The 15,441-nt window shown below is 68.2% G+C and carries 18 protein-coding genes; 12 read left to right on the forward strand and 6 right to left on the reverse strand.

Features of this window, described 5'->3' with window-relative positions:
* The first annotated feature begins 56 nt into the window (after positions 1-56).
* The 4 genes from MX571_RS13050 (at position 57) to MX571_RS13065 (ending at position 5,043) form a co-directional block, all read left to right on the forward strand.
* Complete coding sequence (locus MX571_RS13050; RefSeq protein WP_247417415.1) at positions 57-2,501, forward strand: penicillin acylase family protein; 2,445 nt, start codon at positions 57-59, stop codon at positions 2,499-2,501.
* Positions 2,494-2,841: a hypothetical protein gene (locus MX571_RS13055; RefSeq protein ID WP_247417417.1), complete on the forward strand. Its 348-nt coding sequence runs from the start codon at positions 2,494-2,496 to the stop codon at positions 2,839-2,841. Before MX571_RS13050 ends, MX571_RS13055 begins: the two co-directional genes overlap by 8 nt.
* A 113-nt stretch (positions 2,842-2,954) precedes the next feature.
* On the forward strand, positions 2,955-4,145 hold the full coding sequence (locus MX571_RS13060; RefSeq protein WP_247417419.1) for a M24 family metallopeptidase: 1,191 nt from the start codon (positions 2,955-2,957) through the stop codon (positions 4,143-4,145).
* Between the two features lie 85 nt (positions 4,146-4,230).
* A complete protein-coding gene (locus tag MX571_RS13065; protein WP_247417422.1) occupies positions 4,231-5,043 on the forward strand; it encodes a hypothetical protein in 813 nt (270 codons plus the stop codon).
* A 41-nt stretch (positions 5,044-5,084) separates the two neighbouring features.
* On the opposite strand, the gene MX571_RS13070 is transcribed toward MX571_RS13065, so the two are convergent.
* The gene (locus MX571_RS13070; protein ID WP_247417426.1) at positions 5,085-5,246 is read right to left on the reverse strand and encodes a DUF7563 family protein; all 162 of its coding nucleotides are present in this window, start codon (positions 5,244-5,246) and stop codon (positions 5,085-5,087) included.
* A 131-nt stretch (positions 5,247-5,377) separates the two neighbouring features.
* Here MX571_RS13070 and MX571_RS13075 point away from each other — a divergent pair, with 131 nt between their 5' ends.
* The 4 genes from MX571_RS13075 (at position 5,378) to MX571_RS13090 (ending at position 9,360) form a co-directional block, all read left to right on the forward strand.
* Positions 5,378-6,205 (forward strand): prephenate dehydrogenase/arogenate dehydrogenase family protein, encoded by an 828-nt coding sequence (locus tag MX571_RS13075; protein ID WP_247417429.1) that lies wholly within the window; start codon positions 5,378-5,380, stop codon positions 6,203-6,205.
* The gene (locus MX571_RS13080; protein WP_247417432.1) at positions 6,202-7,659 is read left to right on the forward strand and encodes a small ribosomal subunit Rsm22 family protein; all 1,458 of its coding nucleotides are present in this window, start codon (positions 6,202-6,204) and stop codon (positions 7,657-7,659) included. The genes MX571_RS13075 and MX571_RS13080 overlap by 4 nt, the downstream gene beginning before the upstream one ends.
* 205 nt (positions 7,660-7,864) lie before the next feature.
* Positions 7,865-8,551, forward strand: a complete 687-nt coding sequence (locus MX571_RS13085; RefSeq protein WP_247417435.1) for a helix-turn-helix domain-containing protein — start codon at positions 7,865-7,867, stop codon at positions 8,549-8,551.
* 92 nt (positions 8,552-8,643) lie between these two features.
* A complete protein-coding gene (locus tag MX571_RS13090; RefSeq protein ID WP_247417438.1) occupies positions 8,644-9,360 on the forward strand; it encodes an SDR family NAD(P)-dependent oxidoreductase in 717 nt (238 codons plus the stop codon).
* 33 nt (positions 9,361-9,393) lie between these two features.
* Here the strand turns inward: MX571_RS13090 and MX571_RS13095 are convergent, their stop codons facing one another.
* Positions 9,394-9,981, reverse strand: coding sequence for a hypothetical protein (locus tag MX571_RS13095; RefSeq protein ID WP_247417440.1), 588 nt, complete (start codon positions 9,979-9,981; stop codon positions 9,394-9,396).
* Between the two features lie 82 nt (positions 9,982-10,063).
* Here MX571_RS13095 and surE point away from each other — a divergent pair, with 82 nt between their 5' ends.
* Entirely contained in the window at positions 10,064-10,831 is a 768-nt protein-coding gene (gene surE / locus MX571_RS13100; RefSeq protein WP_247417444.1) for a 5'/3'-nucleotidase SurE, read from the forward strand.
* A 120-nt stretch (positions 10,832-10,951) separates the two neighbouring features.
* Positions 10,952-11,632, forward strand: a complete 681-nt coding sequence (locus MX571_RS13105) for a carbonic anhydrase (RefSeq protein ID WP_247417447.1) — start codon at positions 10,952-10,954, stop codon at positions 11,630-11,632.
* Positions 11,633-11,668: 36 nt separating this feature from the next.
* Here MX571_RS13105 and MX571_RS13110 read toward each other — a convergent pair whose 3' ends face one another.
* The 4 genes from MX571_RS13110 to MX571_RS13125 form a co-directional block, all read right to left on the reverse strand.
* Entirely contained in the window at positions 11,669-12,070 is a 402-nt protein-coding gene (locus MX571_RS13110) for a (R)-mandelonitrile lyase (protein ID WP_247417450.1), read from the reverse strand.
* Between the two features lie 94 nt (positions 12,071-12,164).
* Positions 12,165-12,929, reverse strand: coding sequence for an SDR family oxidoreductase (locus tag MX571_RS13115; RefSeq protein ID WP_247417453.1), 765 nt, complete (start codon positions 12,927-12,929; stop codon positions 12,165-12,167).
* A gap of 38 nt (positions 12,930-12,967) precedes the next feature.
* The gene (locus MX571_RS13120; RefSeq protein WP_247417455.1) at positions 12,968-13,645 is read right to left on the reverse strand and encodes a helix-turn-helix domain-containing protein; all 678 of its coding nucleotides are present in this window, start codon (positions 13,643-13,645) and stop codon (positions 12,968-12,970) included.
* Positions 13,646-13,794: 149 nt separating this feature from the next.
* Positions 13,795-14,403 (reverse strand): LysE family translocator, encoded by a 609-nt coding sequence (locus tag MX571_RS13125; protein WP_368409051.1) that lies wholly within the window; start codon positions 14,401-14,403, stop codon positions 13,795-13,797.
* Positions 14,404-14,608: 205 nt separating this feature from the next.
* Between MX571_RS13125 and MX571_RS13130 the strand changes: the two genes are divergently transcribed.
* Entirely contained in the window at positions 14,609-14,809 is a 201-nt protein-coding gene (locus tag MX571_RS13130) for a DUF7557 family protein (RefSeq protein ID WP_247417457.1), read from the forward strand.
* Positions 14,806-15,201, forward strand: coding sequence for a type II toxin-antitoxin system VapC family toxin (locus tag MX571_RS13135; RefSeq protein WP_247417459.1), 396 nt, complete (start codon positions 14,806-14,808; stop codon positions 15,199-15,201). The genes MX571_RS13130 and MX571_RS13135 overlap by 4 nt, the downstream gene beginning before the upstream one ends.
* Positions 15,202-15,441 lie beyond the last annotated feature (240 nt).

The raw sequence follows: 15,441 nt of genomic DNA on the forward strand, positions 1-15,441 counted from the left end.
CGAGCGGACAGACCGCACGACGGAACGCTTAACCCACCTCCTGTTCCCGATGCTGTATGTCACGAAATTACGTGCAGATGGCGGCCGCGGTGGTCGCCGTCGTCCTCCTCGTCGTCGCGGGGGTGCTCGGCGGGAGCTACCTCTCGCTGGCGGCCCCGTTCAGCGGCGGCGCGTGGACCGGTGTCTCCGACAGCGGCTCCGGTCTCGGCAGTACGGTCGGCGACGCCGTGAACGGCGAGACGACCGTCGAGAACCCCTACGGCGAGGCGACCGTCGCGTACGACGACGACGGCGTCCCGCACATCGAGGCGTCGAACGAAGAGGCGCTCTACTACGCCGTCGGCTACGTCCAGGCCAGGGACCGACTGTGGGAGATGGACCTCCAGCGTCGCCTGATGGGCGGGACGCTCTCCGCCGCCGTCGGCGACGCGGCCGTCGAGTCCGACCGGTTCCACCGCGAGATGGACTTCCGCGGTGCGGCCGAAGCGTCGTGGCAGTCCGTGGAGGACTCCGGGTACGGCCCGCTCGTCGAGGCGTTCACCGGCGGCGTCAACCGCTACATGGACACCGAACCGCTCCCGGTCGAGTTCCGACTGAACGACTACGAACCGGAGCGGTGGACGCCCGTGGCGACGCTGCTCATCGACAAGCAGATATCCTGGTCGCTGTCGGGGGACTTCCGCGACCTGGAGGGGAGTGTCCTCGACGCGAAACTCGGCGCGAACGCGACGAGCCAGCTCTACCCCGACCAGCTGGCGCACGACAGCCCCGTCCTCCGGACCGAGTGGAACGCGACGACCGCGAACGGGTCGAACGCGTCCGCCCTCGCCGACTACGACGCGCTGTACGACTCCCTCCGTGACTTCCAGCGCGAACCGGGCATCGGGTCGAACAACTGGGTCGTCTCGGGGAACCAGACCGCGAGCGGGCGACCGCTGCTCGCCAACGACCCGCACCTCTCCCTCACCGTCCCGCCGGTGTGGTACGAGATGCACCTGACGGTCACGGGCGACGACGGCTACGACGTGCGTGGCGTGACGTTCCCCGGCGTCCCGAGCGTCATCATCGGACAGAACCGGGACGTCGCGTGGGGCGTGACGAACGTCGGCGCGGACGTCACCGACCTCTACCGCTACGAGACGCCCTCGAACGACACGTACGTCTACGAGGGCGAGACGCGCGAGTTCGAGACCGAACGGCAGACCATCGAGGTGAAAGGGGGTGACGACGTCGACGTGACGGTCAGGAAGTCGGTCCACGGCCCGTACCTCGAACGCGAGACGCCCGACGGCCCCGTCGGCGTCGCCGTCGCGTGGACCGGCCTGACGGGCACGAAGGAGGCGCTGGCCATCCACGACTTCAACCGGGCGTCGAGCGTCGAGGAGATGGAGGAGGCCGCGCGGAACTTCGACTCGCCGACCCAGAACCTCGTGGCGATGGACCGTGATGGCGGGACGCTCTACCGTGCCACCGGGAAGTACCCGTACCGCTACACGAACGGCTCCGTCGTCCGCGGTGACCGCGTGTTCGACGGGAGCGCTGGCGAGGGCGAGTGGCGCGGGTTCACGCCGTACGGCCAGTCGTCGTGGGAGGGGTTCGTCCCGTACGAGCAGGTGCCGCACGTCCAGAACGCCGACTACGTCGCCACCGCGAACCAGCGGACCGCCGACGAACCGGGGTTCTACCTCTCGACGAGCAGTCGGTACGCCGACCCGTACCGCGGGGCGCGCATCTACGAACTGCTCGACCGACGCGCGGAGTCGGACGAACCGATGGACAGCGAGTACATGCAGACCATCCAGCGGGACGTCTACTCGACGGCCGCGGAGGGGTTCGTCCCCGGCATCCTGGACTCGCGAAAGTCCATGAACGAGGACACCCGTGAGTGGGCGGACTCGCTGGAGTCGTGGGACTACAACATGACCGCCGACTCCGAGGCGGCGCTGGCGTTCGCGCTGTTCCGCCAGGAGGTCCGCAACGCGACGTTCTACGACGAGTATCACCCGAAGGGCCTCGACGAGGGCTACTACCCGCACCTCTACGTCGTCCAGACGCTCCCGGCCGACAGCGAGTGGTTCGACGACGTCCGCACCGCCGACCGGGAGACGCGCGCCGACGTCTACGCCGAGGCGATGGCGCGAGCGGAGGCCCGCGCCGAGGAGGAGGGCTGGGAGACGTACGGCGACTACAACCGACTGGACCTGAACCACCCGTTCCCGGTCGGGTACCTCGACTACCCCTCGCGGGCGATGGACGGGTCGCCGTTCACCGTGTTCAACTTCCGCGTCGAGGGGTCGATGCAGGCCGGGTCGAGCTGGCGCATGGTCTCGACGTGGGGGAGCGACTCGCTCGGCGTCATCCCTGGCGGGCAGTCGGGCAACCCGTTCTCGCCGCACTACCACGACCAGCTCGACGAGTGGGCCGAGGGCGAGTACAAGCCGATGACGTTCGACGCGCCCGGTGGCGTCGACATCCGATTCGTGGAGGGGAGCGATGAGTGACGCCGCACGGACCGGGCGCATCCGCGACGCGCTCCGAAGCGGGCGGTACTCCGACGTGCTCGTCGTCGTCACGTTCGTCGTCGCGCTAGCGCTCACGGCCGTCCACTGGGTGGGCCTCGCCGTCGGCGGGGCGCTGCTCGGAGTCCTCGCGCCCTCGTTCTGGCGGGCCGTCCAGTACGGCCTCTACCTCGGCATCACGGTGCTCGCGGCGTTCCTCGTCTACCTGTGGCTGTTCGGGGCGCTCGGGGAGTTCGCCGGGGCGGGGCAGTTGACGTGGCTCGCCATCGCGGTGGCGCTGCTGGTACCGCCGCTCGCGGCGACGGTGCGGGCGTTCGGCTGACTGTAGCGGCCGATTCCTCGCACGCTCGTCGCCTCGACCCCCGGCCGTCACAGGTAGCAGTGGGAACCCCCGGTGTCAGTACTGTTTTCTCGGCGCCACTGCTGCGGTCGGGTATGCAACCCGACCTCTCTGCGCTCGACGCGTTCCTCGACGACCGCGGCGCGGACGGCTACCTCGTCTTCGCCGACGCCGAGGACTCGACACAGCGCTACGTCTCCGGCTTCGACGCCCCCGACCCGTACCTGACGCTGTACGACGGCGACGTCCACCTGCTCGTCTCCAGCCTGGAGTACGGCCGCGCGAAGAAGGACAGCGACGCCGCGAGCGTCTCCCGGCACGCCGACTACGACTACGGCGCGAAGGTCGACGAGTACGGCCACGAGGAGGCGGGCGACCGCGTCGTCGTCGAGTTCCTCGACGAGCACGACGTCGACAGCGTCGTCACGCCCGACGACTTCCCCCTGGCCGAGGCGGACGCCTACCGCGACCTCGGCGCGAGCGTGACGGCCGAACGCCAGGGTGTCGTCGACGACATCCGCGCGACGAAGACCACCGAGGAGGTCGAACACATCCGGGACGCACAGGAGGCCAACGAGCGGGCGATGGCCCGTGCGGAGGAACTCGTCGCCGAGGCGCGGGTCGAGACGGGCACCGACGCGGGCAGTGGCGTCCTCGTCCACGAGGGCGAGGTGCTGACCAGCGAGATGGTCACCCGAGAGATAGAGCTGGAACTGCTGCGCCACGGCTACGCGCTCGACGAGACCATCGTCGCCTGCGGGGCGGACGCCGCCGACCCCCACGACCGCGGGAGCGGGCCGCTCCGCGCCGACGAGTCCATCATCGTCGACATCTTCCCGCGCAGCAAGGAGACGAAGTACTACGCCGACATGACCCGGACGTTCGTGAAGGGCGACCCGAACGACACCGTGGCGGAGTGGTACGACCTGACCCAGGAGGCGAAGGAGGCGGCGTTCGACGCGCTCGAACCGGGTGCGACCGGGAAGGAGGTGCACGACGCCGTCTGCGACGTCTACGAGGACGCGGGCTGGCCGACGCTCCGGAGCGACGAGCGCACCGAGACGGGGTTCATCCACTCGACGGGCCACGGCGTCGGCCTCGACATCCACGAGGGGCCGAGCCTCAGCCCCCGCGGCGAGGAGCTCGAACCGGGTCACGTCGTCACTATCGAGCCGGGACTGTACGACCCCGAGTTCGGCGGCGTCCGCATCGAGGACATCGCCGTCGTCACCGAGGACGGCTACGAGAACTTCACCGACTACCCCGAGGAGCTGGTGGTGGAGTAACGACTGTCGGTTCACTTCCGGTTCGCGTCGTCTGCTCTCGAGAACCGTTCCCCACCTTCATGTCCGTCGTTCGCCAGCTCGCCGTATGAGCCGCCCTCCCCACCTCGCCAGCCTCTCCATCGCGCTCTGGTACGCGCTCGCCGTCGCCGGAATCCTCGGCATCGCGCCGGTCGGGCCTCCGGTCGCCGCCGTGGTGGGACTCCTCGTCGGCGTCGGCGTGTTCCTCGTCTCCCGACGAGCCGACCTCCCGAGCGTGTTCGCACGGTCGCGACTGCACTACCTCCTGCCACTCCTCCCCCTCGCGCTCGGCGTGACCGTCGTCGTCCTCGACGTGTCGGGCGCGGTCGACGTCGGCGTCTCGGAGACGAGTAGCGCGCCACCGTCGGTCGTTCTCGCGCTCCTCCTCGGTGCCGTTCTCGTGGTCGTCGGGGGTGTCGCGCTCGTCGCGGCGGACAACCGGTACGCGGCCCGCAAGCGGGCGACCGAGCGCGAACTCGCGACGTGGGTCGCCCCTATCGACGAGACTCACCACCGGCGCGTACGGCGAGTGTATCTCGCGAGCGCAGTGGTCGCGACACTCCTCGGGGGCGTCGCTGTCGGAAGTGGTATCGACCTCGGTATGGGACTGTTCAGCTTCGCCGTCGCCACGGGGCTGATGGCGTTCACCGCACTCGACAAGCCGACGGAGTACACGGCGCTGGACGGCGGTGTCGTCGTCTCCCCGACGGAGGGGATTCGAGAGCGGTACCTCTCCTGGGGAGCGTTCGAGCGCTCAGAGCGGACCGACGAGGCAATCGTCCTCCGTCGTCGTCTCCCCGGGACCTCGTTGCACTGTTCGCTCGACGCGCTGGAGGACTCCGACGCCGTCGAGCGGCTGCTGGCCCACCGTATCGGCTGACATGCGTCGCGCGGTCGGTCGGGCGGCCACTCCGGCGACGGTCACTCGGCCGACTCGCCTCGGCTCGACCGGTCGCGCGACGACTCGGCGATACCGGCGTTCGGCGAGCAGCTCGGACACGCGAGCAGGTTGCCCTCGTCGTCGGCGAACACAGTCTGGAACCGTCGCGACACGTGGTTGTTGCAGTTGTCACAGTGGGGCATGGTTCGGTGATGAACGTATCACGAGACGAGAGGTTCCCGAACTAACGTCACTCGGCTAGCTGTATAGATGAGCGCTCGTTCCCGTTCGACGACTCGGACAGCCTTTTGCCGCGCGACGGAGTCGCTCGTACATGCACTGCTGTATCGTCGGCGCTGGCGAGATGGGGAGGTGGCTCGGGTCGACGCTCGCCGCGGACCCGGCGTTCGACGTCTCGTTCGCCGACACTGACCCCGCTGCCGCCGACAGCGCGGCGTCGGCGCTCGGCGGTGAGGCCGTCCCGCTCGACCCCCAGGAGTCGTCCCGACGTTTCGACGCCGTCGCACTCGCGGTACCCATCCCCGCCGTCGCCGAGGCGGTGGCGACGCAGGCACCGCGCGCCGACCGGGCGCTCCTCGACGTGACCGGCGTGATGGGAACCGCCCTCGACGCGATGCGGGAGCACGCCCCCGACCGGGAACGCCTCTCGTTGCACCCGATGTTCTCCGAGGCGAACGCGCCGGGGAGTATCGCGGCCGTCCACGACGCCCCGGGTGCCGTCACCGACGCGGTCCGCGAGTCGCTCGACGCCGCCGGAAACGACCTGTTCGACACGACCGCCGCCGACCACGACGACGCGATGGAGACGGTGCAGGCGAAGGCCCACGCCGCCGTCCTCGCCTACGGACTGGCCGGCGAGGCGGTCGACCCGCGCTACCACACCGATGTCTCGACGGCGATGTTCGACCTCGTGGCGAACGTCACCGGCGGGTCGGCGCACGTCTTCGGCGACATCCAGACGGCGTTCGAGGGCGCCGACGCCGTCGCCGAGGCGGCCGAACGCATCGACGCGGCCCGTGGCGACCCCGAGGCGTTCGCCGCCCTCTACGAGGAGGCGGGGCGACTCGGCGACGCGCCGACCGCCGAGGACGAACCGGAAGCTGACGAAGCAGGAGACGCAGCGTCGGAGTCAGACGGATGAACGCCGACCAGCGGCAGGCGGTGCTGGACAACGCGCGGTACCTCCGGCAGGTTCGCCCCATCGACCCCGAGGAGATACACGAGTACGTCGAGGGAACGCCCCACCCGGCGGTCGTCCGACAGACGCTCCGGGAGGCGGCGTTCGACCTCGGCCTGCGCGAACGCGACGACGGGACGTTCGTCCCGGCCAGCGACGACCCGGTGGACGTGCGCCTCGACCGCGTCGAGGCGTTCCCCGAGGAGTACGCGGCGCGACTGGAGGACGTACTGGTCGAGCGCTACGGCCTCGACTGGGCCGAGGGCGACTCCGGCGACCGGCTGCGAGCCACCATCCGGCGCGTCAAGGAGGAGTACTACCGTCAGCACCCCGTCGAGTACGACGCCGAGACGGCGCTGGCGTACGCGCTCTACCACCTGCCCGACTACTACGCCGTCGCACAGTACGCGTTCGGTGCTCTCGCCGACGACGGACTGGTGCCGAACACGCTCCGGGTGCTGGACGTCGGCGCGGGCGTCGGCGGTCCCGCCCTGGGACTGCTCGACCTGCTACCCGAGGACGCACTGGTCGACTACCACGCCGTCGAACCGAGTGCCGCCGCGGACGTGTTCGAGGACCTGGTCGAAGACGACCGGAATCGACGCGTTGCCCTCCACCGGGAGACGGCCGAGGCGTTCGACCCGAGTGCCGCGGTCGGTACCGACGACGCGGACGACGGCGGTCCGTTCGACCTCGTCGTGTTCTCGAACGTGCTGTCGGAACTCGACGACCCGACCGCGGTCGCCCGGCGGTACGCCGACGCGGTGGCCGACGACGGGACGCTCGTCTGCCTCGCGCCGGCCGACCGGAACACCGCCATCGGGCTCCGCGAGGTGGAACGCGACCTCGAACGCGAGGGAAGCGCGTCGGGAGCGACCCTCACCGTCTACGCGCCCGAGGTGCGCCTCTGGTCGTGGCGCACGCCGGAGGACGAGGGCTGGTCGTTCGACGTGCGCCCGGACCTCGCCGTCCCCGACGTCCAGCGCCGCCTCGACGAGGCGACGCCGGAACACGACGAGGCGCACGCCCCCGGCGAGTTCGTCAACGTCGACGTGCAGTTCGCGTACTCACTGCTCCGTCGGGACGGCAGCGAGCGCGTCGACTTCTCGCCCGACCCGGACCGGTACGCGCCGCTGGCGGCCAGCGAGAGCCACGTCACCGACCGCATCGACTGCGTGGCGTTCAAACTCTCGGCGAACCTCTCCGAGGGCAACCCGCTGTACCGCGTCGGCGACGGGAGTCAGGCGGTCGACCACTACGCCGTCAGTACGCGCGAGTCGGCGCTGAACCGCGACCTCCGGGAGGCACCGTACGGCGGACTACTGGCGTTCGAGAACGTCCTCCTCCTCTGGAACGACGACGAGGACGCCTACAACCTCGTCGTGGACGCCGAGACGGTCGTCGACCGCCTCGGCTGACCTGACGGGGGCCGTGTCCCCGAGGCGGTCGACGCTCGACCGGCCGCGATTCGAGGAGGCGCTGTTGCCGGCCGCACCGGCGAGCGCGACGAAGACGGCGCCCTCACCCGAACCAGCAACCTTCGCGGTCAGCGGAGGATTTACTATTCGCCTGTCCTCCCCTTCACATGTGCACATGCTTCCCGAACGAGGTGAGTACTGACGAATGCTGGTCGAGTTCACAGTCCAACAGCCGACGCTGCTGCAGACACTCCGGGAGGTGCCGTCGAGTCGAATCATCTGGGAGCAGAAGGACACGACGGAGAACGACGAGGAGCTACTGCTGTTCTGGGCCGAGTCGGACGACTTCGACGCGTTCGAGTCCGCGCTGTACGACGACCCGACGGTGACCGCGCCGCGTCGTCTCACCGAGTTCAGCGACCGCCGACTGTATCAGGTCGAACACGTCGGAGAGGGCCGAGCACAGAGCGTCTACTCGTCGATGGTCGAGGTCGGCGGTATCGTCCAGCAGGCGACGGCGACGCGCGAGGGCTGGCGGGTTCAGGCGCTGTTCCCGGACAACGACGCGCTGACCCACTTCCACGACGCGTGTTCGGAGTACGACCTCGGCTTCACCCTCCGACGGAAGTACGAGGAGGCCGACGACCACCACGAGTCCGACAGCTACGGCCTGACCGAGAAACAGCGGAAGATGCTCCGTCACGCCGTCGACGAGGGGTACTACGAGGTACCGCGAGCGACCGACCTCGACACCCTCGCCGAGGACCTCGACATCTCCCACCAGGCGGCCTCGGAACGCCTGCGACGGGCGGTCGACCTCCTCGTCCGCCACTCTATCGCGCCCGAGGACGAGTCGACCGAAGCGGTGACCGCGCCTCAACGAGCGGAGTAAGGTCTCGAACATGCGCTCGACAGTAGCGTGCGGCCCGACGGGGACAGCCGCGTACCACCGACGCTAAGAGCGCGGCGCTCGCCCCGTCTGTCGTGAAGCGAGCAATCGTCGTCGGCGCGTCGTCCGGCATCGGGGAGGCGCTGGCGGAACGACTGGCCGAGAGCGGGTACGAGGTCGGACTGGCCGCCCGGCGCGTCGAGCGTCTGGAAGCCATCGGCGAGGCGCTGCCGACGAAGGCCTACGTCGCGGAGATGGACGTCACCGACACCGAGCAGGCACGCGAGCGGTTCGACGCGCTGGTCGACGCGATGGGTGGCGTGGACCTCGTCGTCCTCTCGGCGGGGACGGGGCGACCGAACCGGGACCTCGACTGGAGCGTCGAGAGCGAGACGGTCGCGGTGAACGCCCACGGGTTCGCCGCGCTCGCGACCGCAGCGATGGCGACGTTCGACGAACAGGGACACGGGACGCTCGTCGGTATCTCGTCGGTGGCGGCGCTGTTCGGCGGCGGGGCGTCGCCGGCCTACAACGCGTCGAAGGCGTTCGTCTCGAACTACTGCGACGGCCTGCGGACGTGGGCGGCGAACCGGGACCTCGACGTGGACGTCGTCGACGTGAAACCCGGCTTCGTCGACACGGAGATGGCGTTCGGCGACTTCTGGATGGCCTCGCCGGAGACGGCGGCGCGGCAGATACACCGCGCGGCGGAGCGCGGCCGACGACACGCGTACGTCACGCGACGCTGGCGACTCGTCGGCTGGTTCCTCAGGGCGTTGCCCCACCGGGTACAGGAACGACTCCTCGGGTGAGAGTGGGTGGGAGACGCCACCGACTCCAGAACGTCACGAGACCCGCCGCCGCTCGGAGTACGTCACCGCGCCCGAGTCCGAGCGAATCGTGGTCTCGATGGTGACGTACCCGCCGCTGGTCTCGACGGCGAGCGCCTCGACGTAGGTCAGTTCCACGCGTTTCGTGGTCGTGTGGGTCGCCCCCGGTTCGAGCGTCCCGACGCGTTCGCGTCCCGTCCAGAGCAGTCGGCCGTCGGCGTAGACGCGGATGACGGCCGTGACGTTCTCCCGTGGCTCGTCGTCGAGGTTCGTGAGCGACGCCGTCACGTCGCGACAGGTCGGTCCACAGGACTCGACCCCGGTGACGTTGACGTCGTAGCGGGGCGCTTCGGGAGTCGCAGGCGCGGTGGCGACAGCTGGCCCCGGCTGGCCCGCGTCGGAGAACGTGCGCACGGCGGTTCCCGTCGTGTTCGTCCTCGGTGCGGCGGCCCCCGGCGATGGCTCACCCGCGGGTCTCGGGTCCGACTCCTCCTCTCCGACGAACGGTGGCGTCACGCCGACCATCCCGAGGACGATGCCCCCGGCGAGGAGGGTGAGGACCACCACTCCCACCGAGAGCACGAGAGTGTCCACTCGTCGCATCGACACGTGCTAGTCCAGCGGACCGCATAGCGCTGTTCTCAGCTGTCGGTGGAGTTTTCGGCGGTGGGACCCTTCCTCGGCCATGAACGTCCTCCTCACGAACGACGACGGTATCGACGAGGCCGGACTGCGGGCGCTGTACGACGCGCTCTCCGACGTCGCGTCGGTGACGGCGGTCGCACCGGCCGACGACCAGAGCGCGGTCGGACGGACGCTCTCGACGCGGGTGGACGTGCGGGACCACGAACTCGGCTACGCCGTCGAGGGGACGCCCGCCGACTGCGTCGTCGTCGGCCTCCAGTCGCTCGTCCCCGACGTCGACCTCGTCGTCTCGGGGTGCAACCGGGGGGCGAACCTCGGCCAGTACACGCTCGGTCGCTCGGGGACCGTCAGCGCGGCCGTCGAAGCCGCGTTCTTCGACGTGCCCGCCATCGCCGTCTCGATGTACGTCCCGACCGACGAGGTGGACTTCCGGACCTACGACCCGGACCCGGCGGTGTACGGCGAGGCGGCCCGCGCCACCCGGTTCCTCGTCGAGGAGACGGCCAGAGACGGTGTGTTCGGCATCGCCGACTACCTCAACGTGAACGCGCCCATCGCCGACGAGGACGCCAGCGAGATGGTCGTCACCGAACCGTCGACGTACTACGACATGGACGCCGAACGCGACGGCGACGTGGTCCACCTCTACGACCGCATCTGGGAACGGATGGGCGACGGCTCGCTCCCGGACCCCGAGGGAACCGACCGCCGCGCGATACTCGACGGGAAGGTGAGCGTCTCGCCGCTGACGGCCCCGCACACCGTCACCCACCACGAGACGCTCGTCGGACTCGCCGAGGAGTACTGACCCGCTCGCGGTCGACCGCCGGAGAGCTGCGCTCGCTGGCCGACGAGTCGTGGAGACGACGTGCACACCGCCGACCACGAACCACCGACCACTATGTCGGACGGCCCCCTCACGACGCCCATGAACGAGACACTGCGTTCGTTGCTAGATGGAAACGCCGACCACGCACGGGAGTTCGACTCACGGTTCGACGACGTGCAGGACGGGCAGCAGCCGGCCGCCGTCACCGTCTGCTGTTCGGACTCGCGCGTCCTGCAGGACCACGTCTGGGGGAACGACGAACCGGGGTCCGTCTTCACCTGTGCCAACATCGGCAACCGCGTGATGCAGCGGACCGACGACGGCGACGTGGTCTCGGGTGACCTGCTCTACCCGGTCGCACACACCGGGACGGAGACGGTCGTCGTCGTCGGTCACACGGGCTGTGGGGCCGTCACCGCGACGTTCGACGACCTGACCGACGGTCTCGACGAGCCGGCGGGCATCACCCACTGTCTCGACATCCTCCGTCCCCGCCTGGAACCTGGTGTCGAGGCCCTCCCCGAGGGAATCGAGCGCGAGGACGCCATCAACCACCTCGTCGAGTACAACGTCGACCGGCAGGTCGAGTTCCTCGTCGAGAGCGAGGAGATACCGGCCGACGTCGGTGTCGTGGGCGTCGTCTACGACTTCCAGGACGTCTACTCGGGGCGTCGCGGCGAGGTCCACGTCGTCAACGTGAACGGCGAGACGGACGTCGAGCAGCTCCGAGCGGCGTACCCGGACATCGACTCCCGTATCGAACGGCGCTGGGAGTACTGACGGGAGACGGCCGCTCCGTCGTCGACGAGCGTCCCGCTACTCGGGAGGCGCGTACTCTTCGTCGCTGACGTGCTCCAGCCACGTCACGACCTCGCCGTCCTGCTCTTCCTGAATGGCGATGTGCGTCATCGCCGTCTCGGGGGTCGCGCCGTGCCAGTGCTTCTCCCCCGGTGGGAACCAGACGACGTCACCCGCCCGAACCTGCGCTATCGGGCCACCGTCGCGCTGGACGAGACCACAGCCATCGGTGATGATCAGTCTCTGACCGAGCGGGTGCGTGTGCCACGCGGTACGAGCCCCCGGTTCGAACGTCACGCTCGCCCCGGCCGCACGAGCCTCGTCGCGCGGGTCGAACAGCGGGTCGATTCGGGTCGAACCCGTGAAGTACTCCTCCGGCCCTTCCTGAGCGGGCTGCGAACAGCCGTTTGTGATATCCATGAACTGAACCCGTCCTGTAGTCGGCCAGCGGAACCCTTCGATTCGACGCTAGCTGGAAGGGGTGTTTAAGTACGAACCGAGGACGGTCTACGGTCTACGGCTGGACCTGGTCGAGCGGCCGAATCAGCACCTCGTTGATGTCGACGCGCTGTGGCTGGGTCACGACGAAGGTGATGGTTCGGGCGATGTCCTCGGGCGCGAGCGCGTCCATCGACCCGACGTACTCCTTGACGCCCTCCTGAATCTCCTCGTCGGGGATGTGGTCGAGCAGTTCGGTGTCGACCGCGCCCGGTTCGATGGTCGCGACGCGGATGCCCTCCTCGGCGACGTCGAGGCGGAGCGAGTCACCGAACATCTTCACGCCGGCCTTCGCCGCGTTGTAGTGGGCGCTGTTGGCCTGGAGGAACCGTCCGACGACCGACGAGAGGTTGACGACGTGCCCGCTCTCCTGCTCCAGCATCGTCGGGACGACGGCGTGGGTGAGCGTGATCAGTCCGCGGAGGTTGACGTCGATGGTGTCCTGCAGGGTCTCGCGGTCGGCCTCCGCGATGTGCGCGAGGGGCATGAGCCCCGCGTTGTTGACGAGGACGTCGATGCGCCCGTACTCGTCGGTCGTCGCCTGCACCAGGTCGTCGATGTCCCCGTCGTCCGTGACGTCCGTCGGAACGACGAGGGCATCGCCACCGTCGTCTTCGATACTCGACGCGAGCTCTTCGAGTTCGTCTTCGCGCCGCGCGGCGAGCACGACGCTCGCACCCCGAGCCGCGAGCGACCGGGCCGTCGCCTCACCGATACCGGACGACGCTCCCGTGACTATCGCGACCTGCTCGTCGAGTTCGGAACCGAGTTCTGCTGTCATCGACCGAAACGAGTCCGGGAACCCGGTTGGCCCTGATGCTATCCTGATAGCGTGTTTAAGTGCGCCTGCGAGTCGAGCGCGGACGTGAGGAGCTGTCGCTCCGCTCGGCGGATGAGGTTCGACATCGAGGGCTGGGAGATGTCCATCTCCTGAGCCAGCTCCTCGGTGGTGACCTGCCGCGGACTCTCGAAGTACCCCCGCGAGAGCGCGAGGGTCAGCGCTTCGTGTTGGCGGTCGGTCAGGCCGAACCGCGCGGAGTCGTCCGACGACGGTCCGCTCTGCGCGATGGAGATGAGTTCCACCGAGATGTCGTACTGCGCACAGCGGTCGGTGAGTCCTCTGAACGCGTCGAAGCTCTCGAAGAGCTTCTTCTCGTACCAGCCCTCCGGGGTGACGACGGTCGGCTCCATCTGGGCGGCGGTGAACCGTTCGGGTGCGAACGCCTCCGAGACGACGTCCTCGAGTTCGACGGTGAGCTGGTAGACCTCCCTGCCGCTGGCCCGTCCAAGCGGGGTCACGTCGACGACTTCGTCGAACGCCGAGAGCTCCGCTTCGGTGAGGTCGTCGGACGGGTCGACGTAGATGACGAACACTCGCGAGTCGCGTTCGAGACAGAGGCCGTGGACCGATTCGACCTGATTCGACGGGAGCGACTCCGCGAGACGAACGAGGGGGAGAGACGGCGAACTGATGAGAAACTCGGTCGTGACCGTCATACACCGCTGGTATGCCTCATCGACAGATAACAGTCCGGGTCGACTCGCGGATGCGGGCTCCCGCTCATCCACCTCGTTCGCGTCCTCGACGGACGGTACGGAGGGTACCCATCCTGCTGCTCTCCCGAGTCTCTTGAGCGCGAGTGGGGTCAGAGAGCGCCCCAGATAGCGAGGAGCCCGAACCCGGCGACGACCGCACCTGCCAGTCGGTGCACTCGACGCGTGACCGAGCGTGTGAACCGCGAACGAAAGCGGTTCACACCGACGCTCAGGGCAAGCCACCAGAGCGCCGAGCCGAGGAAGACACCGCCGACCAGCACGGCGGCGTCGGAGTAGTCCCCCGACACGCCGATCCCCAATCCCGTGAAGATGCCGACGAAGGCGACGATGGTCACCGGGTTGGCCAGCGTCAAGAGGAACGTCGAACCGTAGTCTCTGCCGAGCCCCTGCACGTCCGAGGTGGCGACCGCAGTCGCTGCTGGCTCGGCGCGGAACGAGCGGACGCCGAGAGCCAACAGGAGGACTCCGCCCCCGATGCGAATACCGGTCCGGTAGTCGAGCAGGAGCGACGACAGCACCGTGATTCCGAACCCCGCGATCGACCCGTACACGGCGTCAGCGGACGCGGCTCCGAGTCCACTGACCAACCCCGAGAGCCGCCCCTTAGAAAGCGTTCGCTGGATGCACAGGACTCCGATCGGACCGACGGGGGCCGCGATCGAGAGTCCCAGAACGATACCCTGAATCAGGATGTCGATTGTCGTCGTTAATACGCATCACCTCACGACGGTTCGGAGACCGCTATCACGTAAACTCGTTCCGGGCGCATGATGAGAGTTATCCATTGTCACGCTGCTCTATCTTGTCCAACGAGGCGAAATATGATACACTACCTGCCCACGCAGTCACGCTCTTCCCTGCCACCCCTCAAACTACTTCCGTCTGCATACGCGATGTATGCATATGAGCACGTCAATCCGGGTCTCCGATGAGACGAAAGAGAAGTTGGCGAGGCTGAAGCGTGGAGACGAGAGTTGGGACGAGTTCCTCGACCGGTTGGCGAACGAGGAGTCGGGGATGACAGCAGGGGCGTGGAACGGGACTGACAAAGCCGAGAAGGCGCGTGAGGCAATCGAACGGTCCCGTGAGAGCTACGAGCAGTGACGTTCCTCGATTCGTCGGTCATCATCGACTATCTCGACGGAGTCGAAGAAGTCGTCGAGTTCGTCGACGACCAATCGCAGTTGGCCACCTCCAGCATCTGTGTCTACGAAGTGCTCGCTGGCGAAGTGTTCTCGGCAGGTGAGACCGACCTCGTCGAGGCGCGTGGGCACTTCGGGCGAGTCGCAGCCCTTGCCTTCTCCGAGGACGTCGCGTTCGAAGCCGCCCGGATGCAGAACCGGTTGCTCGAATCCGGTGACCCGATGTCGCCGCGTGACCTCATGGTCGCGGCGACGGCTCGGTCCGAAGGGAAGGAACTGGTCGTCTCCGACGGCGACTTCCATACGGAGGGTCTTCGTGAACTGCTCTCTGTCCGACGGTTCGGTCCGTACTGATTGGGAGGCACGACCGGTCTCACATCTCACACTCTCTCGGCACCCTCTGAATCCCGACAAGGGTTCCTGTTGTCGTTTCGTTCTGGGAGTCGCTCGGACCTTCGTCGTCGTTCCCAGACCTCCGATCAGGCACGCGTAGCGATGGAACTGCGTTCTCTCACCTATCGAGGAAGACGAGCACAGATAGCCGAAGAGGCTCCGACCATTCAGAAGACGGTGGAACTGCTGACACGTCCGTAT

The organism is Halomarina salina (assembly GCF_023074835.1).
GTDB lineage: Archaea > Halobacteriota > Halobacteria > Halobacteriales > Haloarculaceae > Halomarina > Halomarina salina.

What these genes read in the sequence shown, in the direction of transcription:
- MX571_RS13105 (WP_247417447.1), top strand. Translation starts at nt 10,952, where the DNA reads ATGAACGAGACACTGCGTTCGTTGCTAGATGGAAACGCCGACCACGCA.
- MX571_RS13095 (WP_247417440.1), bottom strand. Translation starts at nt 9,981, where the DNA reads ATGCGACGAGTGGACACTCTCGTGCTCTCGGTGGGAGTGGTGGTCCTC.
- MX571_RS13070 (WP_247417426.1), bottom strand. Translation starts at nt 5,246, where the DNA reads ATGCCCCACTGTGACAACTGCAACAACCACGTGTCGCGACGGTTCCAG.
- MX571_RS13080 (WP_247417432.1), top strand. Translation starts at nt 6,202, where the DNA reads ATGAACGCCGACCAGCGGCAGGCGGTGCTGGACAACGCGCGGTACCTC.
- MX571_RS13075 (WP_247417429.1), top strand. Translation starts at nt 5,378, where the DNA reads ATGCACTGCTGTATCGTCGGCGCTGGCGAGATGGGGAGGTGGCTCGGG.
- MX571_RS13115 (WP_247417453.1), bottom strand. Translation starts at nt 12,929, where the DNA reads ATGACAGCAGAACTCGGTTCCGAACTCGACGAGCAGGTCGCGATAGTC.
- MX571_RS13130 (WP_247417457.1), top strand. Translation starts at nt 14,609, where the DNA reads ATGAGCACGTCAATCCGGGTCTCCGATGAGACGAAAGAGAAGTTGGCG.
- MX571_RS13120 (WP_247417455.1), bottom strand. Translation starts at nt 13,645, where the DNA reads ATGACGGTCACGACCGAGTTTCTCATCAGTTCGCCGTCTCTCCCCCTC.
- MX571_RS13065 (WP_247417422.1), top strand. Translation starts at nt 4,231, where the DNA reads ATGAGCCGCCCTCCCCACCTCGCCAGCCTCTCCATCGCGCTCTGGTAC.
- MX571_RS13050 (WP_247417415.1), top strand. Translation starts at nt 57, where the DNA reads ATGTCACGAAATTACGTGCAGATGGCGGCCGCGGTGGTCGCCGTCGTC.
- MX571_RS13060 (WP_247417419.1), top strand. Translation starts at nt 2,955, where the DNA reads ATGCAACCCGACCTCTCTGCGCTCGACGCGTTCCTCGACGACCGCGGC.
- MX571_RS13055 (WP_247417417.1), top strand. Translation starts at nt 2,494, where the DNA reads ATGAGTGACGCCGCACGGACCGGGCGCATCCGCGACGCGCTCCGAAGC.
- MX571_RS13110 (WP_247417450.1), bottom strand. Translation starts at nt 12,070, where the DNA reads ATGGATATCACAAACGGCTGTTCGCAGCCCGCTCAGGAAGGGCCGGAG.
- MX571_RS13085 (WP_247417435.1), top strand. Translation starts at nt 7,865, where the DNA reads ATGCTGGTCGAGTTCACAGTCCAACAGCCGACGCTGCTGCAGACACTC.
- surE (WP_247417444.1), top strand. Translation starts at nt 10,064, where the DNA reads ATGAACGTCCTCCTCACGAACGACGACGGTATCGACGAGGCCGGACTG.